The organism is Streptomyces sp. NPDC006516 (assembly GCF_040611875.1).
Classification (GTDB): Bacteria; Actinomycetota; Actinomycetes; order Streptomycetales; family Streptomycetaceae; genus Streptomyces.
The window spans coordinates 104,846-118,407 of record NZ_JBEXPD010000005.1; the positions used below are offsets into that span (position 1 = coordinate 104,846).

Sequence of the window (13,562 nt, forward strand, 5' to 3'; positions counted from 1 at the left end):
CCTCCGGGGGGCGTTGTCAGTGGCCGGACCTAGCCTGGGACCACTGATCCACAAACCCGCGGCGGAGCGGGGCCGTGTGAAGGGGGCAGGCCTGTGCGCCGCTGGGAGTTCGTAGAGGGCAGTGCGTCGAAGTTCTGGGAGACCGGCGCGGACGGCGCCGTGGTCACCGTGCGGTACGGGCGGTGCGGGAGCGACGGACGGACACAGACGAAGGAGTACGTGTCGGCGGAGGCCGCCGCGGCCCAGGTCCAGAAGACCATCACCGAGAAGGAGCGCAAGGGGTACCGCGAGGTGGGGGCCTCCGGACCGGCGCCTGCCGCCCTTCCGGCTCCCGCGGCCTCCTCGCCGGCTGCTCCCGGCCCTGCCCCCGCCGTCACGTCCGGCGGCGCCGCGGCGCCGGCGGACGAGGACACGTTCGTGATGCCCGTCGCCTGGCAGCGGGCGCTCCATCCCCGGCGCGGTGGCACGCCGCGCGCGCCGGGCAAGGCACGCAGGCAGGTGCTGGACGCGCTGGACAGCCGGGTCGCCGAGGAGGCGGACTGGATCCAGGAGTTCCTGGACGCGCCTGCGAGCGACGACGCGCTCGTCGCGGCGGCGCGCGCCCATCTGGACGGTGTCCCCTCGCCGCTCGGCGCGGCTGTGACGGCGTCGGTCGTGGCCACCACCCAGCCGGGATCCGGGTGGGCGGACCTGTGGACCGCGCGCCACGGGCTGCCGTTCGCCGCGCGCGCCGTGGTGGAGTTGTTCCTTATCGAGGCGCACTGGATCCAGTCGGGGCACACACGCCACGACCCCTATCTGGAAGCACTCGTCTCGCCCCGCCCCACGTACCGCTACCACGGCTCGGATCCGCGCGGTCCGGCGGCCGACCGGATCAGGGCTCTGATCGCCGCGGCGGACGAGGACACCTACCGCGCGGCGGTCGCGGCACTCGCCGAGTGCCGCAGCAACGCGCAGCGGAAGGTCGTCGTCTCGTATCTGGTGCCGAGCGAGACCGCATGGGTCGACGAACTCTGCGCGGATCCCGCTGTGGTGGGCATCAGGGATCACACCCTGAGCGTGATGCTCCTCTGCTCGCTCCACTCCCCCGGCCAGCTGGAGACGGTCACCGCCGGTCCGGCCATCCATCACAGTCTCGCGCTGATCGGGACGGTGGCGGACGGGATCGGCACGGCCGTCGCCCCGCTGCTGGCCAGAGGCCTCGGGCCCCACCAGTACGCGGACAGGGCCAAGACGGCCGCAGCAGCCCTGGCCGAGATCCCGACGGACGAGGCGATGCGACTGCTGATCGGCCACGCGGACTCCAAACACACCCGCGCCGCCCTTCTCGACGCGATGAGGCGCTATCCGGTGCGCGCGTTGCGTCTGCTCGCCGCCGAGTTGCGGGACAAGGACGGGAAGGCGGCACAGGACACGCGCCGGCTGCTGCTGGGCCACATCGGTGGTCACCGCGCCCTTGTGACGTCCTTGCTGCCGACCCTCGACGACGACGTCGTGGCGGTCGTCGATCCGCTGCTCAACCCGGTGGACCAGATGCCGGACACCGACGCGAGTGCCCTGCCGGCCGTCCTGACGGCCCCGCCGTGGAGCCGGCCGCGTACGACGGTCCCACCTGCTGTCGTGGCGGGACTGACGGCGCGGTACACGCCTTCGCTGGACTGGCTTCCCGGGGAGCGGGACGCATGGGCGGCGTGCTCCAGCTGGTACACGGGCAGTAAGGGCAGCGGCGACTGGGAGCAGGACATCGCCGGGCTGCGCAGCGGTCTGACCGGATCGTCCATCCAGTGGGCCTGGGTGTACGTCCACGCGCCGGACGAGTGGGTGGCCGAGGCGCTCGCCGCCTGGGACCCGACCGACCTGTACGACGGCCTGGACACCCTCAAGCCGATCGCCGCGCGTTTCGGCCTCGACGCCCTGCCGTTGCTGCTGCGGGCCGTGCCCCGTCAGCCGGCCTCGCTCGCGCCACTGTTCCTGCCGTTCGTCGACGTGGCCGTCGCACGGCACATGGCGAACTGGGCGGTGCGGCTGAAGTCCGCAGCGACGACCGCGCGCTCCTGGTTCCGCCGCCACGGGGAAGCTGCCGCGCCGCTCCTGGTTCCCGACGCCGTGGGCAAGGCCGGAACCGCACGCCGGGCTGCCGAGCAGGCTCTCCTCCTGATCGCGGCGCTGCACGGGGACCAGGTGGTGCGGAAGGCGGCCGAGCCCTACGGCGCGCGGGTGGTGGAGGCGATCGGTGAGCTGCTGGCCGTCGATCCGCTGGAGCGGGCCCTGCCCTCGACGATGCCGCAGCTGCCCGGATGGGCCCAGCCCACACTGCTGCCGCAGATCGCGGCACGGGCGGGCGGCGCCCTGCCTGAGGATTCGGTGCGCCATGCCGTGACGATGCTCGCGCTGTCGAAGCCGGGCGAGCCGTATCCCGGGGTCACGGCGCTCGTCGAAGCGGCGGAGGCGGACTCGCTCGCCGAGTTCGGGTGGGCTCTGTTCGAACAGTGGCGGCTGGCGGACCAGCCGGCCAGGGAGGCCTGGGCGCTGCACGCGCTGGGACTGCTCGGGAACGACGTGACGGTCCGCCGGCTCACTCCGGTGATCCGGGCCTGGCCGGGAGAGGCCGCGCACCACAGGGCCGTCGAGGGCCTTGACGTGCTGGCGGCGATCGGCACCGATGCCGCGCTCCTGCATCTGCACGGCATCGCCCAGCGGGTGAAGTTCAAGGCCTTGAAGGCGCGCGCCCAGGAGAAGATCTCCGAGGTCGCCGCCGGTCTGGGTCTCTCCGGGGAGCAGCTGTCCGACCGGCTGGTCCCGGACTTCGGTCTGGACGCGGACGGTTCGACGGTCGTCGACTACGGCACGCGCTCGTTCACGGTCGGATTCGACGAGAAGCTGCGGCCGTTCGTCCTGGACGGTGACGGCAAGCGCCGCAAGGACCTGCCGGTGCCGGGCGCCAAGGACGACGCGGAGCTGGCTCCGGCCGAGCGCAAGCGCTTCATGGCGCTGAAGAAGGACGTACGCACGATCGCGTCCGACCAGGTGCGGAGGCTGGAGGCCGCGATGGTCGCGGGGCGCTCGTGGACGGCCCAGGAGTTCCATGACCTGTTCGTGACGCATCCGCTGCTCCGGCACCTGGTGCGCCGCCTGGTCTGGCTGAGCGAGACGGACGGGGTGCGTACGGCGTTCCGGGTCGCGGAGGACCGTAGGTTCGCGGATGTGCGGGACGACCTCTTCGTCCCCTCCGGCGACGCCACCGTGTACCTGGCGCATCCGCTGCACCTGGGAGACTCGCTCGGCGGCTGGTCGGAGGTGTTCGCGGACTACGAGATCCTCCAGCCGTTCCCGCAGCTGGGCCGTGCGGTGGAGACGCTGCCGCCGGAGGAGGCCGACGGCTACCGGCTCCACCGGTTCGAGGGGCTCAAGGTCCCGACGGGCAAGGTGCTCGGGCTGCAGCGGCGGGGATGGGAGCGCGGGGCACCCCAGGACGCCGGGGTGGAGCGCTGGATCTCCAAGCGGCTCGGCGAGGCGGGATACCTGGTGATCGCGTTGAACAGCGGCATCGCCGTCGGCGTGGTGGACATGTTCCCCGAGCAGACCCTGGAAACCGTCTGGCTCGCCGGCAGTCCTGGCGATCACTGGCCGGGAAGGCACAGCTATCCCCTGCGCTTCTCCGGGCTGGATCCGGTCGTCGTGTCCGAGCTGCTCGGTGATCTGGCCGAACTCACCGAGAGCGCCGCCGCATGAGCGGGGATGCCGTCCTGGACGGCGCACTGCCCGCGGCGGGGCAGACTCCCTCCTGGTCCGTGATCCGGCGGCGCTCGTCGCGACCTGGGAGCGACTGGCCCCGTCACTGTGCGAGATAGGCGAGCCCGGGGTGGACCTCGGTGTAGCCGTCGACCAGCCGGCGGGCCACGGACACGGAGTCGACGAGCGGGTGCAGGGCGAAGGCGCGTACGGCCGCCGCTCGCGAGCCGCCCTCCGCCGCTTCGAGCACCGCCCGTTCCACGGCCTTCACCGCAGTGACGAGGCCGACCGCGTGGTACGGCAGGGGGTCAACGGTGAGGGGGTGGGCACCGCTCGCGTCCACCATGCACGGCACCTCGATGACGGCGTCGGCGTCCAGCACCGAAAGGGTGCCCCTGTTACGGACGTTGAGGATCAGCGAGGTGCGCTCGTCACGGGCGACGGCACGCATGAGGGCGAGGGCCACCTGCTCGTAGCCGCCGGAGTCCAGATCGCTCTCCTCGCGCTCGCCCGCTCCGGCCACGTCCCTGTTCTCCGCCATGTACGTGGCCTCGCGTTCGGCGCGCGTACGGTCCCAGGTGGCGAGCGGCGGCGCCTCGGGGTCCTTCATCCGGGCGTAGAAACCCTCCTGCTGCTCGCGCAGGAAGGCGCCACGGGTCTGCTCGGCGTCCTGATAGGCGCGGACGGCTTCCCGGTTGAAGTAGTAGTAGTGCAGGTACTCGTTGGGGATCGCGCCGAGCGAGCGCAGCCACTCCGGGCCGAAGAGCCTGCCCTCCTCGAAGGAGCCGAGCAGCTCGGGGTCGGCGAGGAGGCGCGGGAGTTGGTCGCGGCCCTCGACGTGCAGCCCGCGCACCCAGCCGAGGTGGTTGAGCCCGACGTAGTCGATCCACACCCGGTCAGGGTCCGCGCCGAGGACCCGGGCGATCCGGCGGCCGAGCCCCACCGGCGAGTCGCAGATGCCGATGACACGGTCGCCGAGGTACCGGGACATCGCCTCGGTGACCAGCCCCGCCGGGTTGGTGAAGTTGATGACCCAGGCGTCGGGCGCGAGCGCGGCGATGCGACGGGCGAGGTCGGTGGCGACGGGCACCGTGCGCAGCCCGTAGGCGATGCCGCCGGCACCGACCGTCTCCTGGCCCAGGACTCCTTCGTCGAGGGCGACGCGTTCGTCGGCGGCCCGGCCTTCGAGTCCTCCGACACGGATGGCGGAGAAGACGAAGTCAGCCCCCCTCAGCGCCTCGTCGAGATCGTCGGCGACGACGACGGCCGGCGCGTCGGCGATGCCCTCGGCCTGTTCGGCGAGGACCCGGGCGACGGCGGTGAGCCGGGCCGCGTCCGTGTCGTTCAGGGTCACCCGCGAGACGCGGCCCTCGGCGTGATCACCGAGGAGCGCCCCGTACACGAGAGGGACCCGGAATCCGCCACCACCAAGAATTGTCAGCTTCACGCTGCTCGATGGTACGGGGCACGCGGCCCGGTGCCCGGGACCCGAACGGCCGGGGCACCGGGCACGGCGATCGCGACGGCCGGTGTCAGTGGCCGTTCCACCAGCGCACCACGGCCTGCCACAGTTTCGGCGGCCCGCTCCGCTGCGCCGGGAGCACGGCGGGGCTGCCGGGTGCAGCGGAGGGGCCGGCTGCGGGGGCGGGTTCGGCCGGTGCCGCCGTGGAGGGCGGGGGCAGGGTGGGAGAGGGCGAGGCGACCTCCCAGTCGGCCTGTGACCGGGCCCGGGAGACCGCGGGGAGCGGTTCGGCGTCGATCTCCTGCTCCGGGCTCGGGGCGAAGCTCGCCGGCAGTTCCACCAGGTGCCGTGACACGAAGTTCCCGACCCAGCGCAAACGGCTCTCGTCCACGCTGAGTTCCAGGTCGGGCAGGCGCATCAGCAGGGCGTCGACGCCGACGTCCGCGATGGCGCGGCCGATGTCCTGGCCGGGGCACTCGTGAGGACCGCTGCTGAACGCCATGTGCGCGCGGTTGCCCTCCATGCTGGCGCTGAGGTCGGGCCGCACGACCGGGTCGGTGTTGGCCGGTGCGATGCCGACGATGAGGGCGTCACCCGCCTTGATCTGCTGTCCGCCGAGCTCGGTGTCGCCCACCGCCCAGCGGCCGAGGATCGAGGTGAACGGCGGCTCGTCCCACAGGGTCTGCTCCACCGCCTCGGGCACGGTCATGTGCCCGCCGCTGAGCCGCGCACGGAACCGGGGGTCCGTGAGCACCATGCGCAGCACGTTGGCGATCAGGTTGGTGGTGGTCTCGTAGGCGACGATCAGCACCACCCGCAGGTGCTCGCTGACCTCCTTGTCGGTGAGACCGGCGGGGTGCTCGACCAGCCAGGTCGCGAAGTCCTCACCCGGCACGGCCCGGCGCCGCTGGACCAGCCGGTCCAGCGCACCGATCACGTAGGCGTTGCTCGCGACGGCGGTCTCCGAGCCCCGTGTCATGTCGCGGGCGGCCTGCACCAGCCGGTCGTTGTACTCCTCGGGCATGCCGATGATCGCGCACATCACCATCATCGGGAGCCGCTCGGCGAACTGGCTGACCAGGTCGGCCCGGCCCTCCTGGCAGAAGTCGTTGACGAGCCGGTTGCTGTACCGGTTGATGTGGCGGCGTACGCCCCGGGTGTCGATCCGCGCCATGCTGTCGGTGACCGCGCCGCGCAGCCGTTCGTGGGTGGCGCCCTCGGCGAAGGAGCACACCGGCTGCCAGGTGAAGACCGGGGCGAGCGGGTGGTCAGGGGCCACGGTGCCCTCCTGCAGCGCACGCCAGCGGCGCGAGTCGCGGGAGAACTGCGAGGGCGTACGGGTCATGTGGAGGTTCTCGCTGTGCCCGAGCACCAGCCAGGCGGGGACGTCACCGTGCATCAGGACGGGCGCGACCGTTCCGTGTTCGGCGCGCAGCTTCTCGTACAGGCCCGCGGGGTCGGCCTCGGCCTCGGGGCCGTAGAGGCGGCGCAGGCCGCCGGGGCCCGTGCCCGTGGCGTGCGCGGGGCATTGCGGGGGCGGGACCGGACCGGTGGCCGATCCGGGTTCGTGCTGGAAAGGGGTGGTCACAATGGCTCCAGGAATATGGCGTTCCGAAATGCGGGCGGAGACGGGGCCGGTTCAGAGGGCAGCTGCGGCGCGTCGTCAGGCGAGCGGTACGGCGAGGCGGTGCAGGTAGCGCATCAGGGTCATCAGCACATCGCGGCTGGACGTCCGCAGCCGGGCGTCGCAGTCGATCATCGGGACCTCGTCCGGCAGATCCAGCGCGCTGCGCAGGGCTTCGACGGGGTGGTGCGGGGCCTCGGGGAAGGTGTTGACGGCGACGACGAACGGCACCCCGCGCTCCTCAAGTCTGCCGATCACGTCGAAGCTGACCTGGAGGCGCCGGGTGTCGATCAGGACGACAGCGCCGAGCGCTCCTTCGAACAGCCCGTTCCACAGGAACCAGAAGCGCTCCTGGCCGGGGGTGCCGAACAGATAGAGGATCAGCTCGTCGCTGAGACTGATGCGGCCGAAGTCCATGGCGACGGTGGTGGCGGTCTTGCTCTCCACCCCCGCGTTGTCGTCCACGCCGACGCCGGCCTGGGTCATGGTCTCTTCGGTCGTCAGGGGCCGGATCTCGCTCACCGAGCCGACCATGGTCGTCTTTCCGACCCCGAATCCGCCGACGATGACGACCTTCACCGCGGCCGTGGCCGTGGTGGGAAGGACGTCCTCGCTGCGGGGGCCCGTGATCGTGTCAGAGCTTCTGAAGTCCATGCATCACCGCTTCGAGGAGGGACCTGTCCGGGAGCGCGGCGCGGACGATGGGCGCGCGCGATTCGATCAGTTCGGTCGCCAGGAGTTCTGTCAGGAGCGAGGTGACGACGCTGAAGGGCAGGCTCAGGTAGGCCGAGATCTCGGCGACCGACAACGGCGCCCTGCAGAGCCGCAGAATCGCGGCCTGCTCGGGCTGCACCGTGGGCGAGGGCTCGGCCTGCGCCACCACCATCGTGACCAGGTCGAGCGCCGCTCTCTCACCGTCGGGGTCACCGGTGATCACGTAGAGCCGTTCCGGGTCGCTCAGCTCCGGGTCGGCTTTTCGGCGCTCTCGTCGGGGAGCACTCATCCGGCCTGCCCGTCGTGGCGGGGAGGACTCGTCAGGTGCGCGCCGATACGGACGACCATGTCGCGCATGCGGGCTCCGACGAGTCCGGCGTCGACCGTCTCCCCGGCCAGGACCGCCAGGTAGGCGCCGGTGCCGGCCGCCATCAGATAGAAGAACCCGCCGGTGACCTCGATGACGACGAGCTTCATCAGCCCGTCGCTGTAAGGGATTTCGGTGGCGACGGCCGCGGCGAGGCTCTGCAGTCCGGCGCAGGCGGCGGCGAGGCGGTCGGCGACGTCGGGGTCACCGCCGTGGCGGGCGATGCGCAGTCCGTCGGCGGAGAGCACGACGATCTGGTGGATGCTCGGTACGTCGTCGGCCAGTTCCTTGAGCATCCAGTCCATGTTTCCCCGCTGCTGGATCACTTCTCGTCTCCCTTGTCCCACGCGTCGTCAGAGTCTTGGCCGTTGTCCGGATCCTTGGGCACCCCGTTGACCGCCTGGGTGAAGGCTTCCAGCCAGAGGCCGGGGGGGGCCGTGTCGCCGCCGCCGTGGCCGTTGCGTGCGGGGGGAGGCTCGGCGGCCGTCGAGGACTGCTGCGGAAGGTTGTGCGAGCCGAGCGGCGCGCGGCCCCTGCTGCGGCGCTGCGGGAGTCCGCCGGCGGTCCACTCGGTCACCACGATCTCGTCGTCGGCCATGGCGGCCGCGGGAGCGGCGGGCCGGGACGCTGCCGGTGCCGGTGCGGCGGCCGGGGCCGCGACCGACGCGACGGGCCCGGTCGCGGCGGGGCGCGCCTTGTGTTTGCCGCGCGGGGGTACGACGTGCTGCATCTGCGACATGTCGAGCGAGCTCTGGGGGCGCGAGGTGGCGCCGATGCCGTGTGCGATGCCGGGGGCGGGCCCCGTGGTGATCATGTCGCGCGGCACGACGAGCACGGCGCGTACCCCGCCGTACGCGGACTGCCGCAGGGAGACCTGGAGTTGGTACATGCGGGCGAGGCGGCCGACCACAGCCATGCCAAGGCGCGGGGACTCGCCGAGGTCGTTCATGTTGATGCCGGCCTGGGCCTGGGCGAGCATGTTCTCGGCCCGCGCGCGGGCCTCCTCGCTGAGGCTGACGCCGCCGTCCTCGATCTCGATGGCGATGCCGGTCTGCACCTCGACCGCGGTCACGTGCACCCGCGTCTGGGGCGGCGAGTAGCGGGTCGCGTTGTCGAGGAGTTCCGCGCAGGCGTGGATGAGCGGTTCGACGGCCGTTCCGACGATGGCGACCTTGGCGATCGAGTGCAGGTCGACGCGCTGGTACTCGAGGATGCGGGACATCGCGCCGCGCAGCACGCTGAACAGCGGTACGGCCTTGGGCCACTGACGGCTGGGCCGCGCGCCGCCGAGTACGGCGATGGAGTCGGCGAGCCGGCCGATCAGCGCCGTGCCGTGGTCGATGCGGAGCAGGTCGTCGAAGACCTCGGGGTTGCGCCCGTGGTGGTCCTCCATCTCCCGGAGCTCGCTGGCCTGGCGGTGGACGATGGCCTGGACACGGCGGGCGACGCTGACGAAGGCGCGCTGCGCGGAGTCACGCATCGCCTCCTCGTTGTCGATGATGTCGAGGACCTGGAGGACCAGAGCGCGCTGCGCCTTGGGGAGGTTGCGGTAGGACTCGTCGGCGTCGACGACGTCGCGCATCACCTCCTGCGGGGAGTTGCTGGCCCGCAGCCGGCGGATCGCGGCGGGCAGGAGCTCCTTGGTGAGCCGTACGGTCTCCTGGTCGTGTGTCGCGATGCGGTGTTCCAGGTAGGCGATGCGCTGTTCGTACTCGGCGCGCTGGACCCGCATCGCACGGCGTCTGCGGTTGAGTACGACGGTGAGCGTCGCGACCACGGCGGTGGCGATCGCACCGCACAGGACGACTGCCACCCGCGCGTCTCCGCTGACCGGCAGGGCGCCGGCGGCGGTGGCGCCCGCCATGAGTACGACGGGCAGCAGTGCGGCGCGGATTACCGGGATGTCTCTGTTGGTCGGCGGTGATTCAACACGGACCATCTAAACCCTCTGGCGGTTGATTCGGGAGGTATCGGGAGGTAGACGCACTTGTGCCGACAGTTGCGAACAAGTGCCTGAAGTCGTATCAACTCGACTTCACTGCGCGTGAGCCTAGCCAGATCAGATCAGTGCTTCGGCATATTCGCCCAACCCCCTGCGCGAAGCCGCCGGCGGTAATACACTCGCCAGTTTTTGCACTCAGCGCCGCCGGTCGTGTGCGGGGAGTGATGACATGCGGGAATCGTCGCAAACCGGACCACTTTGTCCCGCAGGGAGGGACGTCACGCTACGGGAACCCTTGCATGGATCGGCGAACCACCTGCCAATTCACGGGAAGGGGCGACCAGGCGATCGAGTGACCGTCTCATGTGCGAGCGGAACCGTCCCTCACGGTGAGACAGGCGTACATGTGCTCGAATCGGATCGAAAGGAGCAGATCCCTGAGCGACGGACGCATGTACGGATGCGCCCGCGCGAGATCTGCGCGAGGCCGCGCCGCCCCGTCCCCCCTTGGGCCGTGGGCGGACGCGACCGTTCCGCGCCTGCGGAAACCTCACTGTGCGTGAGGTTCCTCCCCAGGCCACGCGGCTCCGCCAGGTGAGCGGCAGGCCTTCAGCGCCGGCCGCCGAGGCGGCCCTCCAGCTGCACCAGCAGCTCGCCGAGCTGCTGGCTGAGCCCGCCGCGGGTCTCCTCGTCCAGTCCGGACAGGACCGACCGCTCGTACGCGAGCTGTTCGGGAAGCAGACGGTCGACCAGCTCGCGCCCCGCGTCGGTCAGCCCGACGTGGGCGACCCTGCGGTCCCTGGCATCACTGCGGCGGCCGATCAGCCCCGCCTCCTGGAGGGCCCGCAGCCGTTTCGTGACGGCAGCGCCGGACGAGAAGGTCTCGCGGGCCAGCTCGCCGGGGGTGAGCTCGCGGTCGGTGCGCCGCATCGCGCCCAGCAGATCGAATTCGCCCCGGGTCAGCCCGGCGGCCCGCAGCGGGGCGTCCTCCGCCTGCTGGAGCAGTGCCGCGCAGCGGTTGATACGGCCGATGAGCTCCATCGGGCCGGTGTCCAGCCCCGGGTTGACGGCATGCCACTGCCGTACGACCGAGGCCACGATGTCGTCGGTCACACCGCTCCGTTCGCCGGGGGCAGGGTGATGAGCCCCTGCCGTTGTGCTGTCGCCGCGAGCGTACGGTGCCCTGCCTGCTCAGCGGCGAGCAGTTCCTCCTCGGGCAGGGCGCGCTGCCACCATTCGCCCGAAGCGACGTCACTGGCGTCGCGCAGTTCGACGAGTGCGGCGGTCAGCCGCCTGCGTGCCGTCTCGAGCACCAGGGCATCGCCCGCGGGGTCGGCGACGGCCCGCTCGGCACGCCTGCGCGCGTCCTCCGCGGCGGCGATGGCCCGTTCGACGCGGCCGGACGCCCGGCGGTTGGTGACGGCGATCGCGGCGAGGAATCCGACCACGACGCCCACCAGGGTGTCCAGGGCACGGTCGGCGATGAGCTCGCCCGCGGGCTGGAACCCCCCGAACTCCAGGATCAGCAGGGCCATCGGGGTGACCGCGATGGAACCGAGCCAGTAATTGCGGGTGATCAGGGCCTCGGCGGCGAAGTTGAAGAACAGCACGCACAGCACGAGGGCCAGCGGGCTGACCCTGGCGAGCGGGATGACCGCCGCGAAGACCAGTACTCCGAGGAGGTTGCCGACGGTCCTCTGCAGCGCCCTGCTCCAGGAGAGCGTGAGATTGGGCTGGTAGACGGAGGCCGCGGTGACGATCGCCCAGTACGGATGGCCCACCCCGAGCGCCGAGGACACATAGCCCGCCAGCGCGCAGCCGACGAGCGTGCGGAAGGCGACCGGCAGCACCGGTGAACCGGGGCCGAGTGCGCGCAGCAGTCTGCGCCTGGCCTCGCGACGCCCACGCCGCATCCGCTGCCCGGCCCGTTCGGCATCGATCCCGAAGAGCTGCTCGACGGTGCCGGGCGCGGGCGGGGGGCTGGGTACGGGGCCACGACCCCGGGTCACCTCCGCCCATCGGCGCAGCTCGCCGGGGTCGGCGCCACCCACCTGGCCGTCGTCGACCGCGGTGGTGGCGAGGGCGCGCTCGGCGTGGACGACCAGCCGCTCCAGCCCCTGGCGTACGGGAGTGGGCCGCCCGGATGCGAGCAGCGCTTGCCAGGCGGCCTGGACGGCTGCCGCCGCGGCGTGCCGGGTGCGGCGGTCCGGCTCCGCCGCGTAGGCCGCGGCGGCGTCGAGGGCGCGGGCGGTGGCGAGGCGTTCGGGGCCTTCCCTGTGCCACAGCGCAGGCCCGGCGGTGACCAGCCAGGCGAAGGCGCCCGCGGCGAGCATCAGGGCCATGTGCCCCGGCACCTGCCCGAGCTCCTGCGGGGCGAAGAGCGCGGCCGAGGTGACGAAGGCGAAGATCACGTTGCCCGGCGGGCCGATGCGGGTGGCGTCGCAGAAGGTCTTCTGCACGGCCGCCAGCAGCGCGCCGACGGCGATCAGGACCGCGGTGGAGTCGGTGAGCGACGCCGTGACCAGCGCCACGGCGAAGCCCGCGGCCATGCCGAGGACCACCCGCAGCACCGTGTGCGCCCGGCGGGCGTACGGCAGGTTGTGCCCGTAGAGCGCACAGAGCGAACCCGCCATCGTGTACATGACGAGGTCGAGCCGGCCGAGGGAGTACAGCAGCAGATTCGGGACCGCCGAGGCGACCACCACGCTCAGCGCCGGCTTGTACCAGATCTCCGCAGGACTGTTCAGCCGCAGGATGCCGGTGACCGGCAGTCTGTGGACGGATGGCTTCCGGGGTCGCATGGCTGTATCACTCACCCACTTACGTTAACAGGTGTTACACCCGTAAAGCATCTCGGCGGGCACGCCTGATCGCTCCCGGTGGCCGCCCGGTCCGCACAGCAGCGTGCTGCACAACAGCGTAGGAACGTCTCCTGTCACGCGCCTCGGGAGGAAGCGGGATGAAGCTCACGAAACCGGTGACCGGGGGCCCTTGCTGGGTCGAGCTGGGCACGCCGGACGTGCCGGGTGCCCAGGGCTTCTACGCGGCCGTCCTGGGGTGGCGGTCCGAGACCGATCCCCGGCCCGAGCCGGGCGGCTGCACGATGGCTCGCCTCGGCGAGGACGCCGTGGCCGCCCTCAGCCCCGTCCACCGCCCCGATCAGCGGCCGGCCTGGACCGTCTCCTTCGCCACCGAGGACGCGGACGCCTCGGCGGACGCCGTGCGGTCGGCGGGCGGCACCGTGCTGATGGAGCCGATGGACATCTTCGACCAGGGCAGATTCGCTGTGGCCGCCGATCCGTCCGGAGCGGTGTTCGCCCTCTGGCAGGCCCGCGCCTTCCCGGGCGCCCAGCGCTTCGGCGACCCCGGCACCCTGGGCTGGACGGAGCTGCGCACCTCCGATCCGCGGGGCGCCCTCACCTTCTACCCGGCGGTGTTCGGCTGGACGGTCGACACGTCGGAGCACTTCACGCACTGGGGCGTGGACGGTGCCGAGTTCGGCGGCCTGAAGGAACTCCCGCGTGACGACGAGCGCGGGCAGGGCGGGACGCCACCGCAGTGGCTGCCCTACTTCACGGTCACCGATGCGGAGAGCACCGCCGCGAGAGCCCTGACCACGGGCGGTGAGCAGCTCGCGCCACCGCGGCGCGTCCCCGGTGGGCCCTGCGTCGCCGTCCTCCGCGACCAGCAAGGGGCGGCGTTCGGTGTCCACGCCCCTTGA

At 71.9% G+C, this 13,562-nt stretch carries 10 protein-coding genes; 2 read left to right on the forward strand and 8 right to left on the reverse strand.

Translation table 11 applies throughout. The features are described 5' to 3' along the window. Positions 1 to 93 precede the first annotated feature (93 nt). Positions 94 to 3,732: a DUF4132 domain-containing protein gene (locus ABZY45_RS16915; RefSeq protein ID WP_356740644.1), complete on the forward strand. Its 3,639-nt coding sequence runs from the start codon at positions 94 to 96 to the stop codon at positions 3,730 to 3,732. A gap of 103 nt (positions 3,733 to 3,835) precedes the next feature. Here the strand turns inward: ABZY45_RS16915 and ABZY45_RS16920 are convergent, their stop codons facing one another. The 8 genes from ABZY45_RS16920 to ABZY45_RS16955 form a co-directional block, all read right to left on the reverse strand. Beyond that, positions 3,836 to 5,179, reverse strand: a complete 1,344-nt coding sequence (locus ABZY45_RS16920; RefSeq protein WP_356740646.1) for a 6-phospho-beta-glucosidase — start codon at positions 5,177 to 5,179, stop codon at positions 3,836 to 3,838. Between the two features lie 85 nt (positions 5,180 to 5,264). Further along, positions 5,265 to 6,782 carry a cytochrome P450 gene (locus tag ABZY45_RS16925; RefSeq protein ID WP_356740648.1) on the reverse strand — a complete coding sequence of 506 codons (1,518 nt, stop codon included), beginning with the start codon at positions 6,780 to 6,782 and terminating at the stop codon, positions 5,265 to 5,267. A 75-nt stretch (positions 6,783 to 6,857) separates the two neighbouring features. Next, complete coding sequence (locus tag ABZY45_RS16930) at positions 6,858 to 7,472, reverse strand: ATP/GTP-binding protein (RefSeq protein WP_356740650.1); 615 nt, start codon at positions 7,470 to 7,472, stop codon at positions 6,858 to 6,860. Further along, on the reverse strand, positions 7,453 to 7,821 hold the full coding sequence (locus tag ABZY45_RS16935; RefSeq protein ID WP_356740652.1) for a DUF742 domain-containing protein: 369 nt from the start codon (positions 7,819 to 7,821) through the stop codon (positions 7,453 to 7,455). Before ABZY45_RS16935 ends, ABZY45_RS16930 begins: the two co-directional genes overlap by 20 nt. Beyond that, positions 7,818 to 8,225, reverse strand: a complete 408-nt coding sequence (locus ABZY45_RS16940) for a roadblock/LC7 domain-containing protein (protein ID WP_014049573.1) — start codon at positions 8,223 to 8,225, stop codon at positions 7,818 to 7,820. Before ABZY45_RS16940 ends, ABZY45_RS16935 begins: the two co-directional genes overlap by 4 nt. Then, a complete protein-coding gene (locus ABZY45_RS16945) occupies positions 8,222 to 9,838 on the reverse strand; it encodes an ATP-binding protein (protein WP_356740654.1) in 1,617 nt (538 codons plus the stop codon). Before ABZY45_RS16945 ends, ABZY45_RS16940 begins: the two co-directional genes overlap by 4 nt. Before the next feature lie 612 nt (positions 9,839 to 10,450). Continuing rightward, the gene (locus ABZY45_RS16950) at positions 10,451 to 10,954 is read right to left on the reverse strand and encodes a MarR family transcriptional regulator (protein WP_356740656.1); all 504 of its coding nucleotides are present in this window, start codon (positions 10,952 to 10,954) and stop codon (positions 10,451 to 10,453) included. Beyond that, complete coding sequence (locus tag ABZY45_RS16955; protein WP_356741077.1) at positions 10,951 to 12,642, reverse strand: FUSC family protein; 1,692 nt, start codon at positions 12,640 to 12,642, stop codon at positions 10,951 to 10,953. The genes ABZY45_RS16950 and ABZY45_RS16955 overlap by 4 nt, the downstream gene beginning before the upstream one ends. A gap of 158 nt (positions 12,643 to 12,800) precedes the next feature. Here ABZY45_RS16955 and ABZY45_RS16960 point away from each other — a divergent pair, with 158 nt between their 5' ends. Further along, positions 12,801 to 13,562, forward strand: a complete 762-nt coding sequence (locus ABZY45_RS16960) for a VOC family protein (RefSeq protein ID WP_356740658.1) — start codon at positions 12,801 to 12,803, stop codon at positions 13,560 to 13,562.

Bases quoted from the DNA above. Each gene is read 5' to 3' on its own strand.
- ABZY45_RS16960 (WP_356740658.1), top strand. From the start codon at position 12,801: ATGAAGCTCACGAAACCGGTGACCGGGGGCCCTTGCTGGGTCGAGCTG.
- ABZY45_RS16935 (WP_356740652.1), bottom strand. From the start codon at position 7,821: ATGAGTGCTCCCCGACGAGAGCGCCGAAAAGCCGACCCGGAGCTGAGC.
- ABZY45_RS16955 (WP_356741077.1), bottom strand. From the start codon at position 12,642: ATGCGACCCCGGAAGCCATCCGTCCACAGACTGCCGGTCACCGGCATC.
- ABZY45_RS16945 (WP_356740654.1), bottom strand. From the start codon at position 9,838: ATGGTCCGTGTTGAATCACCGCCGACCAACAGAGACATCCCGGTAATC.
- ABZY45_RS16930 (WP_356740650.1), bottom strand. From the start codon at position 7,472: ATGGACTTCAGAAGCTCTGACACGATCACGGGCCCCCGCAGCGAGGAC.